Origin of the sequence: Bradyrhizobium sp. 160 (assembly GCF_023073735.1) — a bacterium.
In the GTDB taxonomy this organism is placed as follows: Bacteria; Pseudomonadota; Alphaproteobacteria; order Rhizobiales; family Xanthobacteraceae; genus Bradyrhizobium.
Window position 1 is genome coordinate 63,065 of sequence record NZ_JADPKD010000039.1, and the last position, 21,687, is coordinate 84,751.

The following is a 21,687-nucleotide window of genomic DNA, read 5'->3' on the forward strand; positions in this document are numbered from 1 at the left end:
GGCCGTTCGGCCGGGCTTTTTGCTTTGGGGGACGCTTGTCCGGACGGCACCTTATTTGACCGGCCGTTTCTCCAGCTTCCTTGCCAGCGTCCGCCGATGCATGCCGAGCCTTCGTGCCGCTTCCGAGATGTTGAAATCCGTCTCGATCAGGGTCTGGTGGATGCGCTCCCATTCCAGCGTCTTGATCGATGTCGGTCGTGCATCGAGCGCGACCTCGGCGTTGCCTTCGGCCTTGTTGAAGGCGGCCTCGATGTCGTCGGTGTTCGACGGTTTTGCCAGGTAGTGGCAGGCTCCCAGCTTGATGGCCTCGACGGCGGTCGAAATGCTGGCAAAGCCGGTCAGCACCACGATCAGCATGTCGGGATCATGCGTGTGCAAGAGCTCGACGCAGGCAAGCCCGGAGGCGCCGCCGAGCTTGAGGTCGACCACGGCGTGGCCGAACGAGCGCTCCTCCAGCACCTGGCGTACCTCTTCGATCGAGGCGGCGAGCACGACCTCGTAGCCGCGGCGCTCGAACGAGCGTTTCAGTGTGCGGGCGAAGCCGGCATCGTCCTCGACGACGATGAGCGAGCGGTCAGGCGTCAAAATTCCCTCCGATCGCGAGCGTTGCGAGCGGCAGCGTGAGGCGAACGGTGGCGCCGCGCTTCCTGTGGTTCTCGGCGGTCACGCTGCCTCCTAATTTGCGCACCACGTTCACCACCAGGAACAGGCCGAGCCCGCCGCCGGCGCGGCCCTTGCTGGACTGATAGGGCTTTCCGAGCTGCGCCAGCATCTCCGGCGCAAAGCCCGGGCCGCGGTCGCTGATCGACAGCACGAGATTGTCGCCCTCGCGCTCGGCGACGAGTTCGACCCAATCGCGCGAGACCTCATAGGCGTTGTCGAGCACGTTGAAGATCACCTGCTTCAGCGCGACGTCGGAGACGATCGCGACGTCCTCGCCGAAGGTGTTGACGAAGTAGAGCGTCCGCGCCGAGCGCGCGTCGCGCCATTCCTCCACCAGCGCGGTGACAAAAGCCGTCACCATCGTCGGTGAGGAGCCTTCGCCGCGTGCTTCGCCCGCCGACACCAGGATGCCCGTCACGATCGACTTGCAGCGTTGCAGCGAGGCCTCCATCTCCGCGAGATCCTCGGCGAGCTCCTGATCGGCGGCGAGATCCGGCATGCGGCGCCAGTCGCTGAGGATCACCGAAAGCGAGGCGAGCGGGGTGCCGAGCTCGTGGGCCGCGCCGGAGGCGAGCAGGCCCATGCGCACGATGTGATCCTGCTCGGCCGCGTGCTGGCGCAGCGCCGCCAGGTGTGCGTCGCGCTCGCGCAAATTCCTGTTGATGCGGGTGACGAACACCACCAGCAGAACGGCGTTGAGAACGAAGCCCAACAGCATGCCTGCTACGGTGAGGCTGTAGGTTTCGCTGATGGGATTTGGCGGCAGGTCGAGCGGCCTGTAGGCGAGCGTCAGCCACACGAAACTCGCGCAGGTCAGCGCAACCAGCGACCAGGTCGAGCGGGCATCGAGCAGCACCGCGCCCAGCGTCACCTGGAGCAGGAACAGCGAGGTGAAGGGATTGGTGGCGCCGCCAGAGAGGTAGAGCTGCGCGGTCAGCGCGGCGACGTCGAGCATCAGCGCGACCAAAAGCTCGTTGTTGGTGATCGCCGCGCGATGGCGCACCCAGACCAGGCTGGAGACGTTGAGCAGCACCAGCGCGCCGATCACCGCACCCATCCGTTCCAAGGGCAGGGGGATGCCAAGTCCGAAATGCACGGCGCCGATGGTCACGATCTGGCCGACCACCGCGGTCCAGCGCAGCTGGATCAGCAGCGCCATGTTCTTGCGGTTGGTCTCGTCGTCGGTGGGAGCAGTGCCGATCAACTCGCCGCGCGCGTCCTCCTGCGATTGCAGCGTCACGGCCAGCTCGCCGCCATGGGCAAGCGTCCGGGGGCTCGACTTTGCGTCGTCAGGTCGGCTCGACGATCGTTCCAGCATCTGATCCCGTCCTGCGGCCAGCGGCGTCGGAGCCGCCGGCCGGTTCGTGGACGAAGCGTTTGCGGCGGAATAGCCCGCCGCCGAATGTGACGAAAAGTCGACCGGCTAGCATGAAAGCCAGGGCAAACCACGTCAGCGCGTAGATCAGGTGGTTATTGGGAAAGCGGATGACGGTCAATCCGCCGATCGGACCGCCGGCAATTTGTGATCCGGCGTCGGCATCCACAAAAAAGGGCGCGACCTCGTGGAGGCCGCGTGCCGCCGCGATCGCGGCGACATCCCGCGAGTACCAGCGGTTGTGCTGTGGCACGTTGTTCCTGAGGAATCCGCCCTGGGGCTCCGTGATGCGCAACAGACCGGTGATCTCAACCTCGCCGTCGGGATTGCCGTCCCGGCGCGTCGAGGCGTCGCGCCGCTCGGAGGGCACGAAGCCGCGGTTGATCAAGACCTGCGTGCCGTCGCTGCGCAGAAGCGGCGTCAGCACCCAATAGCCGGGGCCTTCCTCGGTCACGGCCTGCACCAGCGTCTCGCAGTCATGCAGGAAATGGCCGGTGAGAGTGACGTGCCTGTACTCGTCGTTCGCGGTGGAGATCGTGGGCCACGCAGCAGGCGAGGGAACCGGCTGGGCCGGGGCATGAACGCGCTGCTCGACCCGGTCGATCAGCGCCAGCTTCCAGGCGCGGCGTTCGATCTGCCAGATGCCCAAAGCGATCAGAACGGCAATCGCCGTGAGCGAGAGGACCGTGAGCCACAGGGAGGGGGATCGCGCAGCCTTGCCGCGCGTCCCGCCTGCCTTGTCCTTCGCGGTCCAGATCATGCTCACGTCAGAGGCTCGCTCACTTCATTCCGCTCATCTGATGAATCGGCATCATGTTGCTGTTGAGGTGGTTCATCACCCACAGCGAACCGGAAAGCGCGATCACCACCATGACGATGGTGAAGATCAGCGCCATCATGCTCCAGCCGTTCTCCGACGTCGTATTCATGTGCAGGAAGTAGATCATGTGCACGACGATCTGCACGACTGCGAAGGCCATGATGAGCAGCACGGTGATCTGCTTGCTCGGCAGCGCGCCGCTCATCACCAGCCAGAACGGGATCGCGGTGAGCACGACCGAGAGCACGAAGCCGAGCATATAGGTCGAGAACGTGCCATGGGCGTGGCCGTCGCCATGGTGATGATTGTCGGCGTGCGCGGTGTGGGTATCGGTGTTCATCGCAGAACTCCCAGCAGATAGACGAAGGTGAAGACGCCGATCCAGACTACGTCGAGGAAGTGCCAGAACATCGACAAGCACATCAGGCGGCGGCGGTTGGCTTCGATCAGGCCGAACTTGCCGACCTGCACCATCAGCGTCACGAGCCAGATCAGGCCGCAGGAGACGTGCAGGCCGTGGGTGCCGACCAGGGTGAAGAACGCGGACAGGAAGGCGCTGCGCTGCGGCGTGGCGCCCTCGTGGATCATGTGGGCGAACTCGGTGAGTTCGATGCCGATGAAGGCGAGGCCGAACAGGCCGGTGATCGCCAGCCACATCTGGGTCTGCGCGACCTTGTTCTGCTGAATCGTCAGCATGGCAAAACCGTAGGTGATCGACGACAGCAGCAGCATCGAGGTGTTCACCGCGACCAGATTCAGGTCGAACAGGTCCTTTGGCGCGGGACCGGCGGCATAGTTGCCGCCGAGCACGCCGAAGGTGGCGAACAAGATCGCGAAGATGAGGCAGTCGCTCATCAGATAGATCCAGAAGCCCAGCGCGGTGCTCCAGCCTTCCGGATGCGGGTGCTCGTCGGCGAGGTAGAAGATCGGCTCGCCGGATTGGGTGGGCTTGATCGCGACAGTCATTTACTTGGCTCCGGCGAGCAGTTTGGTGCGCGCGTCCTCGGTCCGGATGACGTCTTCAGCCGGAATGTCGAAGTCGCGGTGATAGTTGAAAGTGTGACCGATACCGACGGCGAGCATCGCAATGAAGCTCACGGCGGCCAGCCACCAGATGTACCAGATCAGGCCGAACCCCATCGCGGTGGCAAGACCGGCGAGGATGATGCCGGTGCCGGTGCTGCTGGGCATGTGGATCGGCTTGAACCCGGTGAGCGGACGCTGGTAGCCGCGCTTTTTCATGTCCCACCACGCATCGTTGTCGTGCACGACGGGCGTGAAGGCGAAGTTGTAGTCCGGCGGGGGTGAAGAGGTCGCCCATTCCAGCGTGCGTGCATCCCAGGGATCGCCGGTGACGTCCTTGAGCTGCTCGCGCTTGAGGAAGCTCACCGCGAACTGCACCAGCATGCAGATGATACCGAGCAAGACGAGGCCGGCGCCGATCGCGGCGATGATGAACCAGATCTGGAGCGAGGGATCGTCGAACACGCGCAGGCGGCGGGTCACGCCCATCAGGCCGAGCACATAGAGCGGCATGAAGGCAAGATAGAAGCCGCTGACCCAGAACCAGAACGACAGCTTGCCCCAGAACGGATCGAGCTTGAAGCCGAACGCCTTCGGGAACCAGTAGCTGATGCCTGCGAACGCGCCGAACACCACGCCGCCGATGATCACATTGTGGAAGTGCGCGATCAGGAACAGGCTGTTGTGCAGGACGAAGTCGGCAGGCGGTACCGCGAGCAGCACGCCGGTCATGCCGCCGATCACGAAGGTCAGCATGAAGGCGATGGTCCACATCATCGGCAGCTCGTAGCGGATGCGGCCGCGATACATCGTGAACAGCCAGTTGAACATCTTCGCCCCCGTCGGGATCGAGATGATCATCGTGGTGATGCCGAAGAACGAGTTGACGCTGGCGCCCGAGCCCATCGTGAAGAAGTGGTGCAGCCAGACCAGGTACGACAGGATGGTGATGACGACCGTGGCGTAGACCATCGAGGTGTAGCCGAACAGCCGCTTGCCGGAGAAGGTCGAGGTGACTTCCGAGAAGATGCCGAAGGCGGGGAGAACCAGGATGTAGACCTCGGGGTGGCCCCAGATCCAGATCAGGTTCACGTACATCATCGGGCTGCCGCCGAAATCATTCGTGAAGAAGTTGGTGCCGACATAGCGGTCGAGCGAGAGCAGCGCGAGCACGACGGTGAGGACGGGAAAGGAGGCGACGATCAGGACGTTGGTGCAGAGCGAGGTCCAGGTGAACACCGGCATCCGCATCATGGTCATGCCCGGGGCTCGCAGCTTGACGATAGTACAGATCAGGTTGATGCCGGATAGCGTCGTGCCGACGCCGGCGACCTGAAGCGCCCAGATGTAATAGTCGACGCCGACGTCGGGACTGTAGCCGATGTTCGACAGCGGCGGGTAAGCCAGCCAGCCGGTGCGGGCGAATTCGCCGATGAACAGCGAGGCCATCACCAGCACTGCGCCGCCGACCGTCATCCAGAAGCTGAAATTGTTCAGGAACGGGAACGACACGTCGCGCGCGCCGATCTGGAGCGGCACGACGTAGTTCATCAGGCCGGTGACCAGCGGCATCGCCACGAAGAAGATCATGATCACGCCGTGGGCGGTGAAGACCTGATCGTAGTGATGGGCGTTGAGATAGCCTTCGGAGCCGCCAAAGGCGAGCATCTGCTGGCCGCGCATCATCAGCGCGTCGGCGAAGCCGCGCAGCAGCATCACGATGCCGAGGATCATGTACATGATGCCGATGCGCTTGTGGTCCACGGTGGTGAACCACTCGCGCCACAGATAGCCCCAGAGACGGAAATAGGTGAGAGCGCCGAGCAGCGCGGCGCCGCCGAGCGCGACCACCACGAAGGTGCCGACGACGATCGGCTCGTGCAGCGGCAGCGATTCGAAGCCGAGCCGGCCGAAGATAAGCTTGAGAAGATCAGGAGACATGCGGGATCTCTTTAAGAATCTGACTTCGGACGCTGTCCGAGGAAGAAGGAGGACTTCAGCGGCGTGAACGACGGCCGCTTCAGGCCGGCGCCCAGCAGCGGCGCGGTGTCGGTCGGCGCCTTGATCGACGCGGTGGTCGCGGCGCCTTGCGGCGCATCCGGGGTGCAGGTGCCGGCAACGAAGCTCGGCTCCGGCCCAAGCGCCGTGCCGCGGCGGGCGTATTTGTCGTAGGCGAGCGGCAGAATGTTGTTCAGGCCCTGATGGCCGGCTCCGCCCTTGGCGTCGATCGCCATCATCTCGCTCTGGCACATCTTGCCGGTCTCGACGCACATATTGAGGATCAGGCGGTAGAGATCGGCATCGACGGTGCCCCAGCGCCGCACCGGCTCGTTCTGACTGGGCTTTTCGAGCTGGAGATATTCGGCGCGGCCGAGCGAGCCGCCGGCCGACTTGGCGCTGGCGATCCAGGCGTCAAAGCCCTTGTCGTCGAGGCCCTGGAAGTTGAAGTGCATGCCGGAGAAGCCGGCGCCGCTGTAATTCGCCGAAAAACCCTTGTAGGTGCCGGCGTGGTTGACGACGGCGTGCAGCTTCGTCTCCATGCCCGGCATCGCGTAGATCTGGCCGGCGAGCGCGGGGATGTAGAACGAGTTCATCACCGAGGATGCGGTGATGCGAAAGGTGATCGGACGGTCGACCGGAGCTGCGAGCTCATTGACGGTGGCAATGCCGTAGTCCGGGTAGATGAAGAGCCATTTCCAGTCGAGCGCGACGACGTCGACCTCGAGCGGGGCCTTGGATTGATCCACGGCGCGCTCGGCATGGATGCGGCCGAGCGTGCGATAAGGGTCGAGCAAATGCGTTCCCATCCAGGTCAGCGCGCCCAGACACACGATGATCAGAAGCGGCGCCGACCAGATCACCAGCTCGAGCTTGGTCGAGTGGTCCCAATCCGGCTCGTAGCGAGCCTCAGTGTTGGACTGGCGGTAGCGCCAGGCGAACAGCACCGTCAGCGCCATCACGGGGACGACGATCAGGAGCATCAGGACGGTGGAGATGATGACGAGGTCGCGCTGCTGGGCAGCGATATCGCCGGCGGGCGCCAGCACGACGTAGTTGCAGCCACTGAGCGCAGCGGCCAGGGGTAGCAGCGCCAGGATCTTGAGACGGGACACGGGCCGAGCCTTTAAGAATGAGTTTCCTTTGCGAGGCCAAGGGGTAGCTGCGGCGCAGCAATCCGGACATTGGACAATTTGTCCAATGTTGCAGTGCGGAATGTTGGGTCAGAGAGGTCCAGATTGCCTGGCGCCCCGCCGGGCGGTCGGCTTTGGTTTTCAGGACGTTAAGGGCGCACGCATGGCGACGGCACAGACCCCCGCAATGGCAGACCTCCACTCGGGCGAGCACGGCCACGACCAGGCCAGTCCAGGCGAGATCGCCATCGGCGTCATCATTGGCCGTACCTCGGAATTCTTCGACTTCTTCGTGTTCGCGATCGCCTCCGTGATCGTGTTTCCCCGCCTGATGTTCCCGTTCGCGAGCGAACTGACGGGCACGCTCTATTCCTTCATGATCTTCGCGCTGGCCTTCATGGCCCGCCCTATCGGCACCGTCATTTTCATGACGATCGACCGCGGCTACGGCAAGACGGCCAAGCTGATCTCGGCGCTTTTCCTGCTCGGCACTGCTACCGTCGCGATCGCGTTCCTGCCCGGCTATCACGAGATCGGCGTTGCCGCGATCTGGCTGCTGGCGCTGGCGCGTATCGCGCAGGGTTTGGCCTGGGGCGGCGCCTGGGACGGTCTCGCCTCGCTGCTGGCGCTGAATGCGCCGCCCTCCAAGCGTGGCTGGTACGCGATGGTGCCGCAGTTAGGGGCCCCGCTCGGGCTGATCGTGGCGAGCGCGCTGTTCGCCTATTTCGCCGGCAATCTCTCGGCCGACGATTTCTTCGACTGGGGCTGGCGCTATCCGTTCTTCGTCGCCTTCGCCATCAACGTCGTGGCGCTGTTCGCCCGCCTGCGCATGGTGACGACCGAGGAATATGCCTCGCTGTTCGAGACTCGCGAATTGCAGCCGGCGCGCATCTCAGACACCGTCGCGCGTGAAGGTCAGAACATCATGCTCGGTGCGTTCGCGCCGCTGGCGAGCTTCGCCCTGTTCCACATGGTGACGGTGTTTCCGCTGTCCTGGGTGTTCCTGTTCACCCGCGAAAGCCCGGTGCGCTTCCTGATCATCGAAATCGTTGCTGCCGTGTTCGGCGTCGCCGCGATCGTGATCTCCGGCATCATCGCCGACCGTGTCGGCCGCAAATCGCTGCTGATGGGATCGGCAATCGCGATCGCGATCTATAGCGGCTTCGCCCCCCAGCTGCTCGATGCTGGTGCGTTCGGCGAGACCATCTACATGGTGATCGGCTTCATCCTGCTCGGCCTGTCCTTCGGCCAGTCCTCGGGCGCGATCGCCTCGAACTTCAAGCAGACGTACCGTTACACGGCGTCCGCACTGACGTCGGATATGGCCTGGCTGTTCGGCGCCGGCTTCGCGCCGCTGGTGGCGCTTTTGCTCGCGACCAATCTCGGCGTCATCGCCTCGGGTGCGTACCTGCTGTCGGGCGCGTTCTGGACCCTGCTCGCGCTCTGGCTCAGCGGCCAGCGCGAGGCCGGCGATATGGACGCGGGGCGGTAGCCATCCGGGCTACGCGTCGACGTCAATCCGCAACGATCTTCACCCGATCACGCACCTTCACCTGCGCGTTGCGGTCGAGGCCGTTGAGCACGCGGAAACGCTCGGCGGGATGGTCGACGCCGGCCATGCGATGGGAGAGCGATTCCACGGTGTCGCCGGGCTGCACCGTGATGACCTTGATCCGTAGCGGGCGCGCGGCCTGGATCTCCTCGAGCGTCAGGCGGCGGAATGAATTGACGGTCTCGCGCGCGTTGCGGTCGCTCTCGGTCGACTTCTGCCTGGCTGCGAAGATGAAGCGGTAGACATCGCTGCCGAAGCGCAAAGCATAGACCTTGAACTGCCACTGATCGCCCTTGGCGGTGGCGGACGCCGCCGGAAAGCCGTTGATGGTGAGATCCTCGGTGGACGCCTTCTCGACACCTTCCATCCAGCCGGAGTTCAGGTAATCGCCGAGCGACTGCTCGGCGGGCACGCGCACCACGTCGAAGCGCATCGCCTGCGAGCCGCCCTCGCGCACGCCGATCACCGCCTGCGCGGTGTTGTCGAGCGTGAAATTGTCCGGCGCCTGGAAGGTAAAGCCGAGCTTGGGATGCAGGAACCTGCGGCCGCGGACAAAGCCTTCGCTGGGGTCTTCGCCATAGACGAGATTGTCGATCGCGGCGAGATAGGTCTCGCGGTCGCGCTCGGCGCCTTCGGGCGCTGCATATTGTCGCGCAATGGTCTGCGCATTCTGCACGCGCTCCGGGGTGGCCGGATGCGACGAGGTGAAATCCTGCGCGCGTGGATCGAGCGAGCTTTTCCCGGCCTTCAGCTCGGCATTGCGCTCCATCGCCGAGAGGAAGCGCGCCGCACCGTAAGGGTCAAAATGCGCGCGGGCGGAAATGCCGACGCCGATGCCGTCGGCCTCGATCTCCTGCTTGCGCGAGAAGCTCGCCATGGTGAGCTTGGTCTTGGCGAGCGCCAGCGCGGTCAGATCTGGATCGTTGCCCATGTCGGTGACGACACGGGTGACGATCGCGGCTTGGCGCGCCTGGTCCTCGCGCATCGCGGCGTGCTTGGACAGCACATGCGCCATCTCGTGGCTGAGCACGGAGGACAATTCCGAGGTGTCGCTGGCGAGCGCGAGCAGGCCGCGCGTGACGTAGAGCTGGCCGTTCGGCAGTGCGAACGCATTCACCGCGCCGGAATTGAGGATGGTGACCTTGTAGCCCTGATCGGGGCGATCGGAGGCGGCGACCAGCCGGTCGACGGTCTTGCTGACAAGCGATTCCAGCCGGGGATCGTCATAGGTGCCGCCATAGCTCGCCAGGATGCGCTCGTGCTCCTTCTCGGTGGCCGGGGTCTGCGCGACCGCGGGCTTCGGCTTGGGCATCGCGACAGCCGGTGGGGTCGCGGCGGCCTGGAACCTGCCCATGTCGCCGCAGCCGGCGAGAAGCCCGCCCAGAACAAGGCACAGCGCGGCCGGCGCAGCCCGCAGGCGGCGGCCATCACCTCGTTCGTGCCGTTCTAGCACCCCATTCACGTCGCTTAACCCGTGCCCGGCCCTTTTAGGGCCTTACCCCTGTCGGCTCGTTTGCGCCCAGCAACTCGACCTGTCCCACGAGGCGTATATCGATACGCGGCCCCGTATTCCCTTCAACCCAGCCCCGAACGCGAATACGTCGATTCTCCAAGGACTTGAGGGTAATTCCGGCGTTTTCGAATGCCGGCAGCGTGCGCCTTGAAATAGTCGCCGCAAAGCCCCGTGTCCAGTTTCGTCCGAAGTTGAGGTAGGTCATTGCCCCAGCTTGCCGGACCGACAGGACTTTGCCCTCAACCACCATAAAACGCCCAATCCCTGCCAAAATATCGTCCGGACTTTCCGCGTTTTTTATGGCCGACGGGTCAGCCCAGATGCCCATTTTTTGGCGCCGCGCCTCGGCTTCCGACCCCATCAGGGCGGCCCCGCAATCTTTGTCCGTGATCTCGGCGGAGACGATGGCATCGCCTTGGGCGAGCAGCGTCGTCTGCACCGGGGTGTTGCTTTCGCCGGCGAAGACCAGCGCGTTCTGGCGGCCGTAACGATCGGGCGTGTCGTCGCTGCCGCGGAGCGTGACGTCGCGGCCGGCGAGCAGCGAGGTCAGCGCCTGCTTCGTCGTTGCCGTCGGCTCGATGCCGGCGAGACGGATCTCGCGGCCGTCGTCGAGGCGGATGCTGCGCGCATCGGGGATCGCGGCGACACGGCCTTCACCTTGCGCTTCGAATTGGCACGGCGAGGCAAACGCAGCGTGATTTGCGACGAGAAGAACTACGACGATGAGGTGAAGCCGTTGCGCCACGTGGCCCGGAGAGGTTGCATTGAGTTTCAACTTTAACCCAAGCGTGGCGGGTCGCGAAGAGGCTTCCTCACACACCCACAATGAGTGCGGAAAGATCTCGCGTCATTTCCACCATTCCGCTTTGCGGAAAACCTCTGCGCCATCGCAAGACGTGTGTCGTGCTTCTGCTTGCTGCGCTCTCGCGCATGCGGCATGATTGCGGCAATAGCGATCGCCAAAAGCAATAACCAAGAGCAATAACCAAGCCGCCATCAGAGCACGGCACGATAAGGGAGGTCTGTTTCGATGAAGCATATTCTGTCGGGCATTTTTGCTGCCGCGTTTGCCATGAGCGCGAGCGCCGTGCAGGCGGAGGACAAGCCGCCGCTCAAGATCGGCGGCATCCTCGACATGTCGAGCCTCTATGCGGACATCACCGGCCCCGGCAGCGAGACCGCGGCCAAGATGGCTGTCGAGGACTTTGGCGGCGAGGTGCTGGGACGCAAGATCCAGGTGCTGGCGGCCGACCATCTCAACAAGGCCGATCTGTCCGCCAACATCGCCCGCGACATGCTCGACAACCAGGGCGTCGAGATGATCTACGACGTCGCGGCCTCCGCGACCGCGCTCGCCGCCGGAGAGATCGCGAAAGCGCGCAACAAGATCATCATCTTCAACGGCCCGGGCTCGATCCGCCTCAGCAACGAAGCCTGCGGTCCCTATACCGTGCACTACGTGTTCGACACGTTCGCCCAGGCCAACGTGACCGGCCTTGCCGCGGTCAAATCCGGCCTCGACACCTGGTTCTTCCTCACCGCCGATTATGCCTTCGGCCAGGATCTGGAGAAGGACACCAGCAACGTCGTCACCAAGACCGGTGGCAAGGTGCTCGGCAGCGTGCGTCATCCGCTCAACACTTCGGATTTCTCGTCGTTCCTGCTTCAGGCGCAGGCCTCCAAGGCCAAGGTGATTGGGCTCGCCAATGCCGGCGGCGACACCGTGAACGCCATCAAGCAATCGGCGGAGTTCGGCATCATGAAGGGGGGACAGAAGCTGTCGCCGCTGCTCGCCTTCGTCACCGACATCGACTCGATCGGGCTTGAGACCGCGCAGGGCCTGCTGCTGGCCGAAGCGTTCTACTGGGACATGAACGACGAGACGCGCGCCTTCTCGAAGCGCTTCCAGGAACGCGTGAAGCGGCCGCCGACCTCGGCGCAGGCCGGCGTCTATTCCTCCGTCACCCATTACCTGAAAGCGGTGAAGGCAGCCGGCACGACCGACGCTGCGGCGGTCATGAAGGTGATGAAGGAGACGCCGATCAACGACTTCTTCGCCAAGGGTGGCAAGATCCGCGAGGACGGCCGCATGATTCACGACATGTACCTGTTCGAGGTGAAGAAGCCGTCGGAATCCAAGGGCCGCTGGGACGATTACAAGCTGCTCGCCACCGTCCCCGGCAATGAGGCGTTCCAGTCGCTGGAGCAGTCGCGCTGCCCGCTGGTGAAGAAATAACCGCGTGACGCAGTCGTAACGTCATCCCGGGGCGCGAAGCGAACCCGGGATCTCGAGGTTCCGGGTTCTCGCTTCGCGAGCCCCGGAAAGACTCAATCAAACAAAGGAAGACCACCCATGAGCAACGACATGGTCCTGCAAAGGCTCGAAGGCGGGCTGCTCACCATCACGATGAACCGGCCCGAGCGCAAGAATGCGCTCAATCCGGACATGGTCGCCGGGCTGGTCGAGGCGGCGCGGCGCGCGGCCGATGATCCGGAGGTGCGGGCGGTGCTGTTCAAGGGCGCGGGCGGCAGTTTCTGCGTCGGCGGCGACGTCAAGTCGATGGCGGAGGGCCGCGCGCCGCTGCCGTTCGAGCAGAAGCTCGCAAACCTGCGCCGCGGCATGGAGGTCTCGCGCATCCTGCACCAGATGCCAAAGCCCGTCGTGGCGCAGCTCGACGGCGCGGCGGCCGGCGCCGGCCTATCGATGGCGCTGTCCTGCGACCTGCGCATCGCCAGCGAATCCTGCAAGATCACGACCGCCTTCGCCAAGGTCGGCTTCTCCGGCGATTACGGCGGGACCTATTTTCTGACGCAATTGCTCGGCAGCGCGCGGGCGCGCGAGCTCTATCTGATGTCGCCGGTGCTGACTGCAAAAGAGGCGCATGCGATCGGCATGGTGACGAAGGTCGTTCCCGACACCGAGATCGATGCTGCCGCGCACGAGCTCGCGCTGTCGCTGGCGCAGGGCCCATCGATCGCGCTCGGCTTCATCAAGCGCAACATCAACAATGCCGAGCATCTGGCGCTGGAGGATTGCTTCGACGGCGAGGCGATCCATCACACCCGATGCGGCGACACCGAGGACCACAAGGAGGCCGCCAAAGCCTTCGTCGAGAAGCGCAAGCCGACCTTCAAGGGCGCATGACGATGGCGCCCTATATCCGGCTGCGGCAGATCTGCCTGGTGGCGCCGCAGCTTGAGCCTGTCATCACGGATATCGCCAGGATCATGGGCCTCACTGTGTGCTATCGCGACGGCAATGTCGCGAAATACGGTCTGGAGAACGCGCTGCTCCCGGTCGACACGATCCTGCTGGAGGTCGTGGCGCCCTTCAAGGACGGCACCACGGCCGGTCGCTTCATCGAGAAGACCGGCGGCCGTGGCGGCTACATGGCGATCTTCTGCTGCAACGATCCGGACGAGCGCGGCCGCAACGCCAGCGCGCTGGGCGTGCGCACCGCCAACGTCATCGACCATGGGCCCTATCACGGCGTGCAGCTCCATCCCCGCGACTGCCGCGCCGCCTTCATCGAGTTCAATCACACCGAAGGCAGCGACGACATTCTTGGCCTCTATCCGCCGGCGGGACCCGACTGGCAAAAATTCATCCGCAAGGATGTGACGCAGGCGCTGACGACCGTGGAGATGCAAAGCCCCGACCCGCAGGGGCTGGCGGAGCACTGGGGCAAGATCATTGGTATTGCGCCGCGCGACGCCGAACTGAAGCTGCCCAATGCAAGCTTCCGATTCGTGAAGGGGGCCAGCGAGATCATGAGCGCGCTGGAGTTTCGGGTGGCTGATGTGGCGCGCGTGCTGCATGCGGCCAAGGCGAAGGGGCTGGCCGTTGCCGGCAACGAGTTCTTGTTAGGTGGTGTAACGTTCCGCGTCGCTTGAGTTGTCGCCTCATGTCTCGTCGTATCGTCGTGCCCGGGCTTGTCCCGGGCATCCACGTTCTTGGGCTGGAATGACGGCGTTGGATGGTCGGGACAAGCCCGGCCATGACGGATAGGCTGATCGAAAAAGAACAGGGACACGCCATGCCGCATCCGCTCGACAGCTTCTTTGCGCCCGCGAGCATCGCGCTGATCGGGGCCTCGCGCGATCACGAGAAGATTCCGGGGCGGCTTTTGTCGATGCTGCGCAAGAACGATTATCCCGGCAAGATCTATCCGGTGAACCCGAACTATGCCGACATCGACGGGCTCGCCTGCTGTAAATCGATCGCCGAGATCGGCGCGCCGATCGATCTCGCTGTCATCGTCATTCCGGCCCGCGCAGTGCTGCCAGCGCTCGAGCAATGCGCCGCCGCCGGGGTCAAGAACGCCGTCATCATCTCCTCTGGCTTCGCGGAGGAGGGCGGCGACAGCGCGGCGATGCAGGACGCGATCGCGGCGCTGGCGAGACGCACCGGCATGCGGATTTCCGGCCCCAATGCCGAGGGCTTCTTCAGCCAAATGCAGCGCGTGGCGGCCACCTTCAGTCCCGCAGTGGACGTCAAGCCGGGTGTGGTGCCGCTGGTCGCTACGCAAAAGCGGATCGGCATCGTCGCGCAGAGCGGCGGCATCGGCTTTGCCTATCATCATCGTGCGAGGGCGATCGGTATCGCCGTGAGCTACGTTGTCAGCACCGGCAACGAATCCGATCTCGGCGCCGGCGAGTTCCTGGACTATTTGGTGCAGGACGACTCGACCGACGTCATCCTGCTGTTCATCGAAGGCATCCGTGACGTCGACAAGTTTCTGGCCGCGGCGCGGCGCGCCGCCGAGACGAGAAAGCCCGTCATCGTGACAAAAGTCGGCCGTTCCGGCGCAGGCCAGCGCGCGGCGGCCTCGCACACGGCGAGCATGGCCGGCTGGTCGGCGGCCTATGACGCGGTGTTCGCGAAATACGGATTCATCGTCTCCAACGATCTCGACGAGGCGCTGACGATCGCGGCGCTGCTCGCCAGCAATCCGCTGCCAAAGGGCGATCGCGTCGCCGTTGTCACCGTCTCCGGCGGCGCCGGCATCTGGGGCGCGGATGCTGTGGCACTGCAAGGCTTGCAGGTGCCGGAGCTCTCCGAAACGATCCAGGCCGGGATCCGAACGCTGATGCCGTCCTACGGCACCGCACGCAACCCGATCGACGTTACGGCGCAAGGCGTGACCTCCGGCGGATTGCAGAAGAGCGTCGACCTGCTCACCGCCTCCGAGGAGGTCGACGCGGTGCTGGTCGTGCTCTCACTGTCGAGCGAGGTGCGCAAACCGTTCGACGAGGCCGAGCTGACGCCGGCGCTGGCGGCGCAGAAGAAGCCGGTCGCGTTCTATTCCTACACGGTGCCCTCCGACTTCGCGCGGCGGGAGCTCGCGAAGTCTGGTGTCGTGGTCCTCTCCGGTCTGACTCATGTCGGCGTCGCGATGCGGCGGCTCGTCGACTACGCAATGTTCAATCTGCCGAAGCCCGCGGACGAGACGCGGTTGCCGGTGCGCGACCTCTCTGCGCATTTGAAGCAGCAGGCATTGTCCGAGGCCGACAGCAAGGCATTGCTCCGCCGCGCCGGCATCGCGCTGCCGGACGAAGTGCTGGTGACGGACAAGGCCGGGCTGGATGAAGCCGTCGCCCGCGTCGGCTTTCCGCTGGTGATGAAGATCCAGTCGCCCGACATCGCGCACAAGAGCGAAGTCGATGGCGTGCGCGTCAACATCACCACAAAGGGCGAGGTCTTCCTGGCGTTCGAAGCGTTGCTTAACAATGCGCGCAGGCAGCGGCCGGCGGCGGTCATTCAAGGTGTGCTGGTTGGGCCAATGGCGAAGAAGGGCGTCGAGATCATCGTGGGGACGATGACGGACAGGACATTTGGCCCGATGGTGATGGTGGGGCTCGGCGGCGTCACGACCGAGCTATTCCGCGATGTGGTCTATCGTCCGGCGCCTGTCGGTGCGGAGGAGGCCGGCGCGATGCTGGCAGGATTGAAGGCTGCGCCGCTCCTGAACGGCTTTCGTGGAGGGGCGAGGGCGGATGTCACGGCGCTGGCGCAGCTCGTCGCCGATGTCTCCGTGCTTGCCGCGCGGCATGCAGCGGAGATCGCGGAGATCGAGCTCAATCCGGTGCTGGTGCATGCCGAGGGGCAGGGCGTGACGATCGTCGACGCGCTTGTAGCGAGGCGCACTTAAACTCTCTCCCCTTGTGGGAGAGGGTGGCTCGCCGTGTCGCGGCGCGACGGGTGAGGGGTATCTCTCCGCAAATACGGGCTTGATCGCATGGGATAGATACCCCTCATCCGGCGCTTCGCGCCACCTTCTCCCACAAGGGGAGAAGGAAGAAAGAGATGCCTTCACCCGACGAGCTACCTTCCTTTAAAATTCGCCACGCGCCGTTCTTCCGTCGCCTTCACGCCCTCCTTAAAATCCTCCGTCGCGCGCAGCCGCGTCTGCTCGGCGAGCTCGTGATTGGTCGCCGCCATGACGCGGTCGGCCAATCCGGCGCGCATCGTGGCGCGGGTGGAGAGCAGGCCGAGCGGCGAGCATTCGGCGATCTCGCTGGCGAGCTTCATCGCGGCCGCCTTGACCTGGTCCTGCGGCACCAGCTCGTTGGCGAGGCCCCATTTGTAAGCCTCCTCGCCGGTGACGCGGCGGCTGGTGTAGAACATCAGCTCGGCGTTGTTCTTGCCGATCAGCTCGGGCAGCGTCACGGTCAGGCCGAAGCCGGGATGGAAGCCGAGCTTGGTAAAGTTCGCGGAGAAGCGGGCTTCGGGACAGGTGACGCGGAAGTCCGCGGAGACCGCCAGGCCCAGGCCGCCGCCGATGGCAGCGCCCTGCACGGCGGCGACGATCGGCTTCTTGGCGCGGAAGATGCGCACGGCCTGGATGTAGAGATGGTTGATCGGCCCGAGACTGTCGGCCGGATCGCCCTTGGCGGTCTTCTCCGCTTCGCGCGCTTCCTGCGCCTGCCGCGCCGGATCGCCGAAATTGGCGCCGGCGCAGAATGCCTTGCCCTGTGCCGATAGAACCGAGGCGCGGATTTCGATGTCGCGGTCGAACTCGTCGAGCGCATCCGCGATCTGGTTGATCAGCGAGATGTCGAAGAAGTTGAGCGGCGGGCGGCGGATCTCGATGGTGCCGACATGTCCGACCTTCTCGACGCCGATGTCATTATAGGTGCTCATAGGTTGTCTCCAAACATCTCGATCTCTCAGTAGCGAAGAACCACCTCTCCCATCGGGAGAGGTCGGCGCGTAGCGCCGGGTGAGGGGCTGCGGTCCTGGTGAGGGCGTAACCCCTCATCCGATTTGCTGACGCAAATCGACCTCTCCCTATGGGAGAGGTGGCCGGAGCGAGCCGCGATCGTGTCGCCCATTCGTCCTAACGCAAGCCCAGTCCGCGGGCGATGATGCCGCGCAGCACCTCGGTGGTGCCGCCCTGGATGGTTAGTTTCGGTGCGGTCTTGATGGCGAAATCGAGCTGCCGCTCCAGCGTCTCGCGGTTGGTCGCGGTCTCCTCGACGAAGGCGGCGAGATCGCGCACCCGGTGCGGCAGCTGCTGCTCCCAGACCGTGCCGATATCCTTGACGATGGACGCTTCCACCACCGGCTCCTTGCCGGCCTGCAGCATGCCGGCAACCGAAACCGACATGCGCCGCATGGTGTGGAGCTGCGCAACCAGGCGCCCGATGCCCTCGGCGCTGCGCGTGTCCGGGTTGGGGCCGATCGCGCGCACCAGCTCGGTCAGCACGTAATAGGTCTCGAGGAAGCGTTCGGGGCCTGAACGCTCATAGGCAAGCTCCGATGTCGCCTGTTTCCAGGCGCCATCGACCTCGCCGAGCACATGATCGTCGGGAATGAAGTGATCGGTGAAGACGACCTCGTTGAACTCGTACTGGCCGGTGATCTGGCCGATCGGGTTCACCTTGATGCCCGGCTGCTTCATCTTAACCAGGAACTGGGTCAGGCCGTGGCGGCGGTTTTCCTTGGTCGGCGGCGAGGTCCGGAAGATCGCGATCATGTAGTCGGCGATATGCGCCGACGAGGTCCAGATCTTGGTGCCGTTGATGAGATAGCCGCCGTCGGTCTTGGTGGCGCGCGTCTTTGCCGCGAACAGGTCGGAGCCGGAGTTCGGCTCGCTCATGCCGATGGCAAAGCAGATCTCGCCGCGGCAGATGCGCGGCAGGATCTCCATCTTGATGTGCTCGGGCGCGTATTTCAGCAGCACCGGCCCGCTCTGGCGATCAGCGACGAAGAAGCGCCGCGTCGGCGCATTCGCCACGCGCATCTCCTCGGTCACGACGTAACGTTCGAGGAACGAGCGCTCCTGGCCGCCATATTTTTTGGGCCAGGTCATGCCGAGCCAGCCCTTGGCGCCGACCCGGCGGGAGAATTCCGGCGCGTCGGTGTCCTCGCGGTTGGGCTTGTGCGGATCAAAGGTGCCGGCGGCAATTTCTTCGGCGAGGAAGGCGCGCACTTCCTTGCGCAATTGCTCGCATTTTTCGGGGAGGCGGATCGGATCGAAACGGAGGGCAGCGGTCATTGTCGTCGTCCCCTGATCAGCGCGAAGCCACGAGCGGCCACAATTCATCGGCGCCGCGGTTTGCAACGAGCCTGCCGAGCTCGACGGCCCAATGGCTCTCCGACCCGAAATCGTCGCGCCAGGCCAGCGCCCGCAGCGAGTAGCGGTGCAGGATATGCTCCATGGTGAAGCCGATCGCGCCGTGGACCTGGTGCGCGATAGCGCCGCCTTTTTCCGCAGCTTCCGCGCAACGGATTTTTGCGGAGGCGGCTTCGAGATAGACCTCGTCGTCGAACGCCTTGGCGTTCGCAATCGCATCGGCGGCAGAGGTCGCGGCCGCCAGCGCTGCGGCGGATTCGCCGGCGAGGCGTGCGAGATTGTGCTGCACCGCCTGGAATTTCGAGATCTTCTTCTCGAAGGCGACGCGCTCGTTGGAATAGCGCACGGAGATATCGAGCATGGATTCCAGCGCGCCGGCGATCTGAAGGCTGCGCGCGACGCCGCCCATCAGCATCAGCGTGGTCTGCTCAAAGCTTTGTGGCGCGGGCTTGAGGGTGACGGGCTGAACCTTATCGAGCGTCACGGTGTCGCTGTGATCGTAGCCGACATTGAGCCCGGCTTCGATCCGGGACTTGTTCGCATCGACCAGCGCGATGGACAGGCCGTCCTTGCCCTGCGCCAGCACCGCAAAATGCTTCGCCGCCTTGGCAAAGGGCACGCCGCGCGCGCGGCCGGAGAGCGCGCCTTCGGCATCGAGCGTGATGTGGTCCTTTGGCGAGGCCGGCAGCACCGTCATCTCGCCCTCGGGCGAGGCAATCTTGGCCTGCGCAAGCAGCCAGCCCGCGAGCATGGTCTCGGCCAGCGGAACCGCGACCGCAAAGCGGCCCGCAGCATTCAGAAGGGCAAAGCCGTCGGCAAGGCTGGCGCCGGAGCCGCCGAGGTCGTCAGGCACCCACGATAGCGGCAGGCCGGCCTCGCTCAGCGCCTGCCACAGCGGCGCCTGCCACGAATTCTTCTTGTCGTTGTTGATGGTTTGCGGATCGGCGAGATCGGCGAAGATTTTTTCCGCGGTCTCGACGACGATATTGTCACTCTCCGCCACAGCGTTCCCCGTGCTTTGCCATTGGCGCGTCCGTCCCCTTGATGGGCGCGCGGTCTCTTCTTGCGCCCGATGATCGGAAAAAGCCATGGCCCTGACAAGCGTTGATCGCAGGCCAACCTGCGGCGCGGGCATGGGCGACAAGCTAATTCCGCTTAGCGGAGTTTGCTCGATTTGCAGGGCGCGGCAAACTCGCTAAACAGGACGCCGACATCAGATCAGGGAGGGACATCAGGGATGGCAAAGGACAGCTTGTGCGCAGTCGTGACGGGGTCGGCATCCGGCCTGGGTGCTGCAACCGCGGAAATTCTCGCGCGGAGCGGGGCCCGGCTCGTCATCAATTATTCCTCGAGCCAGAAGGAAGCCGAGGCCACGGCTGAGCTCTGCCGCAAGGCCGGCGCCGCGGAAGTCCTGGTCGCGCAGGGCGACGTCTCAAAGGATGACGATTGCCGCAAGATCGTCGCAGCGGCGGCCGGGTGGGGTCGGCTCGACGTGCTCGTCAACAATGCCGGCACCACCAAGCACGTCGCTCACGCCGATCTCGACGGCTTGTCGGCGGAAGATTTCCAGCGGGTCTATGGCGTCAACACCATCGGCCCGTTCCAGATGGTACGCGCGGCACGCAGCCTGCTCGAGGCCGGCGCCAAGGCTTCGGGCCGGCCGTCGGCGGTGGTCAACGTGTCCTCGGTCGCCGGCATCAGCGGCGTCGGCTCGTCGATCGCCTATGCCGCGAGCAAGGGCGCGCTCAACACCATGACCTTGTCGCTGTCGCGCGCGCTGGCGCCGCTGATCCGCGTCAATACGGTCTGCCCCGGCTATATCGACACGCCCTGGTTCACCAAGGGCCGCGGCGAGGCCGGCGCAAAACAGGTGCGCGACAGCGTGGTCGCGAAAGTGCCGCTCAAGGTCGCCTCGAGCGCGGAAGACATCGCGCAGCTCGTCTGCTTCCTCGCGATGCCGGCCTCCAGCAACATGACCGGCGAGGTCGTGCGCATGGATGCGGGGATGCATTTGATTACGTGACCCCTGTCATTGCGAGCTAAGCGAAGCAAATCCAGAAAGCGTCCGCGGCGACGGTCTGGATTTGCTTCGTCGCAAGAGCTCCTCGCAATGACGCCGTGTGAGGCGGCAGGCTCCCCTACGGCCTGCGGCGATTACCCCTTGATCACGCCGCTGGCCACCAGGCGGTGCCAGATGAACAGCACCACCACGGCGCCGATCGTGGCCATGATGAAGCCGGCGCCCTGGTCGGGGCTGTAATGGCCGATGGCCTGGCCGACGAAGGTCGCGAGAAACGCGCCGGCGATGCCGAGGATGGTGGTGAGGATGAAGCCGCTCGGATTGTTCGGCCCCGGCGCGAGCCAGCGCGCGATGAGGCCGGCAACGAAGCCGACGAGGATGATCCACAACAGGCCGCCCATGCTCATGACAGTGCTCCCCTCTCTTTGACGACAATCAGATGCGGCCCGAGAGCTCGTCCTCGGTCGGCAGCCTTCCGTCCGGCGTCAGATGGTCGACCACCTGCGGCAGATACTGGCTGAGGCCGGAGAGCAGCTCCTCGCGCGACAGGCCGCTCTGGGCGGACAGGCTGTCGATCTGGTCGGCGCCGAGCGCGCTGGCGAGATCGCCCGGTGCAATCGGCTTGTTCTCGCCCTTGCCGACCCAGGAATTTGCGGCGTCGCCATGGCCGCTCTGCTGGAGCTGGTTGAGGAGATCGCCAAGCCCGCCGCTCAGCACGGTGCCGGCCGCGCCGCCCGCTAGCAGGCCGCCAAGGCCGCCCTTCAGCAAGCCTCCGAGACCGCCAAGCCCGCCGCTGTCTGCGGTGTTCACCGGCGGCGGCGCAGGCGTCGGCGACGGTTGCGGGGCCGTGCCAGATTGGTTTGCGGTGATATGCTTGAAGGCTTTCCAGGCGAGCAGGCCGAGCAGCGCCATGGTCATCGGCGACATGCCGCCGGAGGATTGCTCGGAGCTGGGCGTGCTGGGGCCGCGCGGGCCGTTCTGCATGCCGTTGAGGACGTCGAGTAGACCCAT

Annotated in this window: 20 protein-coding genes; 6 read left to right on the plus strand and 14 right to left on the minus strand. The window is 64.7% G+C overall.

What is annotated here, in order from left to right; genetic code table 11:
- Positions 1-51 precede the first annotated feature (51 nt).
- From IVA98_RS17200 to cyoA, 7 genes are read right to left on the minus strand one after another with little or no spacing between them, the layout of a single operon-like run.
- Entirely contained in the window at positions 52-585 is a 534-nt protein-coding gene (locus IVA98_RS17200; RefSeq protein WP_247276317.1) for a response regulator transcription factor, read from the minus strand.
- Positions 575-1,981: an ATP-binding protein gene (locus IVA98_RS17205; RefSeq protein WP_247297904.1), complete on the minus strand. Its 1,407-nt coding sequence runs from the start codon at positions 1,979-1,981 to the stop codon at positions 575-577. Before IVA98_RS17205 ends, IVA98_RS17200 begins: the two co-directional genes overlap by 11 nt.
- Positions 1,953-2,798, minus strand: coding sequence for an SURF1 family protein (locus IVA98_RS17210; RefSeq protein WP_247298018.1), 846 nt, complete (start codon positions 2,796-2,798; stop codon positions 1,953-1,955). The genes IVA98_RS17205 and IVA98_RS17210 overlap by 29 nt, the downstream gene beginning before the upstream one ends.
- A 19-nt stretch (positions 2,799-2,817) precedes the next feature.
- Complete coding sequence (cyoD, locus tag IVA98_RS17215) at positions 2,818-3,198, minus strand: cytochrome o ubiquinol oxidase subunit IV (protein WP_247297907.1); 381 nt, start codon at positions 3,196-3,198, stop codon at positions 2,818-2,820.
- On the minus strand, positions 3,195-3,824 hold the full coding sequence (cyoC, locus tag IVA98_RS17220) for a cytochrome o ubiquinol oxidase subunit III (RefSeq protein WP_247297909.1): 630 nt from the start codon (positions 3,822-3,824) through the stop codon (positions 3,195-3,197). The genes cyoD and cyoC overlap by 4 nt, the downstream gene beginning before the upstream one ends.
- On the minus strand, positions 3,825-5,822 hold the full coding sequence (gene cyoB, locus IVA98_RS17225) for a cytochrome o ubiquinol oxidase subunit I (RefSeq protein ID WP_247297912.1): 1,998 nt from the start codon (positions 5,820-5,822) through the stop codon (positions 3,825-3,827).
- Positions 5,823-5,833: 11 nt separating this feature from the next.
- The gene (gene cyoA, locus IVA98_RS17230; protein ID WP_247297915.1) at positions 5,834-6,994 is read right to left on the minus strand and encodes a ubiquinol oxidase subunit II; all 1,161 of its coding nucleotides are present in this window, start codon (positions 6,992-6,994) and stop codon (positions 5,834-5,836) included.
- Positions 6,995-7,175: 181 nt separating this feature from the next.
- On the opposite strand from cyoA, the gene IVA98_RS17235 reads away from it, so the two are divergent.
- Positions 7,176-8,504 carry an MFS transporter gene (locus IVA98_RS17235; RefSeq protein WP_247355237.1) on the plus strand — a complete coding sequence of 443 codons (1,329 nt, stop codon included), beginning with the start codon at positions 7,176-7,178 and terminating at the stop codon, positions 8,502-8,504.
- A 22-nt stretch (positions 8,505-8,526) separates the two neighbouring features.
- On the opposite strand, the gene IVA98_RS17240 is transcribed toward IVA98_RS17235, so the two are convergent.
- Together IVA98_RS17240 and IVA98_RS17245 are read right to left on the minus strand one after the other, a co-directional pair.
- Positions 8,527-10,017 carry a M48 family metalloprotease gene (locus tag IVA98_RS17240; RefSeq protein ID WP_524536385.1) on the minus strand — a complete coding sequence of 497 codons (1,491 nt, stop codon included), beginning with the start codon at positions 10,015-10,017 and terminating at the stop codon, positions 8,527-8,529.
- Between the two features lie 34 nt (positions 10,018-10,051).
- Positions 10,052-10,852 carry a thermonuclease family protein gene (locus IVA98_RS17245; RefSeq protein ID WP_524536384.1) on the minus strand — a complete coding sequence of 267 codons (801 nt, stop codon included), beginning with the start codon at positions 10,850-10,852 and terminating at the stop codon, positions 10,052-10,054.
- Between the two features lie 255 nt (positions 10,853-11,107).
- On the opposite strand from IVA98_RS17245, the gene IVA98_RS17250 reads away from it, so the two are divergent.
- From IVA98_RS17250 to IVA98_RS17265, 4 genes are all read left to right on the plus strand, one after another.
- Complete coding sequence (locus tag IVA98_RS17250; protein WP_247297926.1) at positions 11,108-12,313, plus strand: ABC transporter substrate-binding protein; 1,206 nt, start codon at positions 11,108-11,110, stop codon at positions 12,311-12,313.
- A 117-nt stretch (positions 12,314-12,430) separates the two neighbouring features.
- Positions 12,431-13,222, plus strand: coding sequence for an enoyl-CoA hydratase (locus tag IVA98_RS17255; RefSeq protein ID WP_247333325.1), 792 nt, complete (start codon positions 12,431-12,433; stop codon positions 13,220-13,222).
- Positions 13,223-13,224: 2 nt separating this feature from the next.
- Positions 13,225-13,971, plus strand: coding sequence for a VOC family protein (locus IVA98_RS17260; protein WP_247297932.1), 747 nt, complete (start codon positions 13,225-13,227; stop codon positions 13,969-13,971).
- Positions 13,972-14,114: 143 nt separating this feature from the next.
- Positions 14,115-16,229 carry an acetate--CoA ligase family protein gene (locus IVA98_RS17265; RefSeq protein ID WP_247333332.1) on the plus strand — a complete coding sequence of 705 codons (2,115 nt, stop codon included), beginning with the start codon at positions 14,115-14,117 and terminating at the stop codon, positions 16,227-16,229.
- A 173-nt stretch (positions 16,230-16,402) separates the two neighbouring features.
- Here the strand turns inward: IVA98_RS17265 and IVA98_RS17270 are convergent, their stop codons facing one another.
- The 3 genes from IVA98_RS17270 to IVA98_RS17280 all read right to left on the minus strand — a co-directional run bounded on the left by IVA98_RS17270 (position 16,403) and on the right by IVA98_RS17280 (position 19,659).
- Positions 16,403-17,221 carry an enoyl-CoA hydratase/isomerase family protein gene (locus tag IVA98_RS17270; RefSeq protein WP_247297951.1) on the minus strand — a complete coding sequence of 273 codons (819 nt, stop codon included), beginning with the start codon at positions 17,219-17,221 and terminating at the stop codon, positions 16,403-16,405.
- Between the two features lie 196 nt (positions 17,222-17,417).
- Entirely contained in the window at positions 17,418-18,578 is a 1,161-nt protein-coding gene (locus tag IVA98_RS17275; RefSeq protein WP_247276331.1) for an acyl-CoA dehydrogenase family protein, read from the minus strand.
- Positions 18,579-18,594: 16 nt separating this feature from the next.
- The gene (locus IVA98_RS17280) at positions 18,595-19,659 is read right to left on the minus strand and encodes an acyl-CoA dehydrogenase family protein (RefSeq protein WP_247297954.1); all 1,065 of its coding nucleotides are present in this window, start codon (positions 19,657-19,659) and stop codon (positions 18,595-18,597) included.
- A 234-nt stretch (positions 19,660-19,893) separates the two neighbouring features.
- Between IVA98_RS17280 and IVA98_RS17285 the strand changes: the two genes are divergently transcribed.
- Entirely contained in the window at positions 19,894-20,679 is a 786-nt protein-coding gene (locus IVA98_RS17285) for an SDR family NAD(P)-dependent oxidoreductase (RefSeq protein WP_247297955.1), read from the plus strand.
- A 131-nt stretch (positions 20,680-20,810) separates the two neighbouring features.
- Here IVA98_RS17285 and IVA98_RS17290 read toward each other — a convergent pair whose 3' ends face one another.
- Both IVA98_RS17290 and IVA98_RS17295 read right to left on the minus strand, forming a co-directional pair.
- Entirely contained in the window at positions 20,811-21,083 is a 273-nt protein-coding gene (locus IVA98_RS17290; RefSeq protein ID WP_247276334.1) for a GlsB/YeaQ/YmgE family stress response membrane protein, read from the minus strand.
- A gap of 28 nt (positions 21,084-21,111) precedes the next feature.
- Positions 21,112-21,687 (minus strand): YidB family protein, encoded by a 576-nt coding sequence (locus IVA98_RS17295; protein WP_247276335.1) that lies wholly within the window; start codon positions 21,685-21,687, stop codon positions 21,112-21,114.

What these genes read in the sequence shown, in the direction of transcription:
- IVA98_RS17265 (WP_247333332.1), top strand. Translation starts at nt 14,115, where the DNA reads ATGCCGCATCCGCTCGACAGCTTCTTTGCGCCCGCGAGCATCGCGCTG.
- IVA98_RS17270 (WP_247297951.1), bottom strand. Translation starts at nt 17,221, where the DNA reads ATGAGCACCTATAATGACATCGGCGTCGAGAAGGTCGGACATGTCGGC.
- IVA98_RS17205 (WP_247297904.1), bottom strand. Translation starts at nt 1,981, where the DNA reads ATGCTGGAACGATCGTCGAGCCGACCTGACGACGCAAAGTCGAGCCCC.
- cyoC (WP_247297909.1), bottom strand. Translation starts at nt 3,824, where the DNA reads ATGACTGTCGCGATCAAGCCCACCCAATCCGGCGAGCCGATCTTCTAC.
- IVA98_RS17250 (WP_247297926.1), top strand. Translation starts at nt 11,108, where the DNA reads ATGAAGCATATTCTGTCGGGCATTTTTGCTGCCGCGTTTGCCATGAGC.
- IVA98_RS17255 (WP_247333325.1), top strand. Translation starts at nt 12,431, where the DNA reads ATGAGCAACGACATGGTCCTGCAAAGGCTCGAAGGCGGGCTGCTCACC.
- IVA98_RS17210 (WP_247298018.1), bottom strand. Translation starts at nt 2,798, where the DNA reads ATGATCTGGACCGCGAAGGACAAGGCAGGCGGGACGCGCGGCAAGGCT.
- IVA98_RS17295 (WP_247276335.1), bottom strand. Translation starts at nt 21,687, where the DNA reads ATGGGTCTACTCGACGTCCTCAACGGCATGCAGAACGGCCCGCGCGGC.
- IVA98_RS17290 (WP_247276334.1), bottom strand. Translation starts at nt 21,083, where the DNA reads ATGAGCATGGGCGGCCTGTTGTGGATCATCCTCGTCGGCTTCGTTGCC.
- cyoD (WP_247297907.1), bottom strand. Translation starts at nt 3,198, where the DNA reads ATGAACACCGATACCCACACCGCGCACGCCGACAATCATCACCATGGC.
- IVA98_RS17285 (WP_247297955.1), top strand. Translation starts at nt 19,894, where the DNA reads ATGGCAAAGGACAGCTTGTGCGCAGTCGTGACGGGGTCGGCATCCGGC.
- IVA98_RS17275 (WP_247276331.1), bottom strand. Translation starts at nt 18,578, where the DNA reads ATGACCGCTGCCCTCCGTTTCGATCCGATCCGCCTCCCCGAAAAATGC.
- IVA98_RS17260 (WP_247297932.1), top strand. Translation starts at nt 13,225, where the DNA reads ATGGCGCCCTATATCCGGCTGCGGCAGATCTGCCTGGTGGCGCCGCAG.
- cyoB (WP_247297912.1), bottom strand. Translation starts at nt 5,822, where the DNA reads ATGTCTCCTGATCTTCTCAAGCTTATCTTCGGCCGGCTCGGCTTCGAA.
- IVA98_RS17235 (WP_247355237.1), top strand. Translation starts at nt 7,176, where the DNA reads ATGGCGACGGCACAGACCCCCGCAATGGCAGACCTCCACTCGGGCGAG.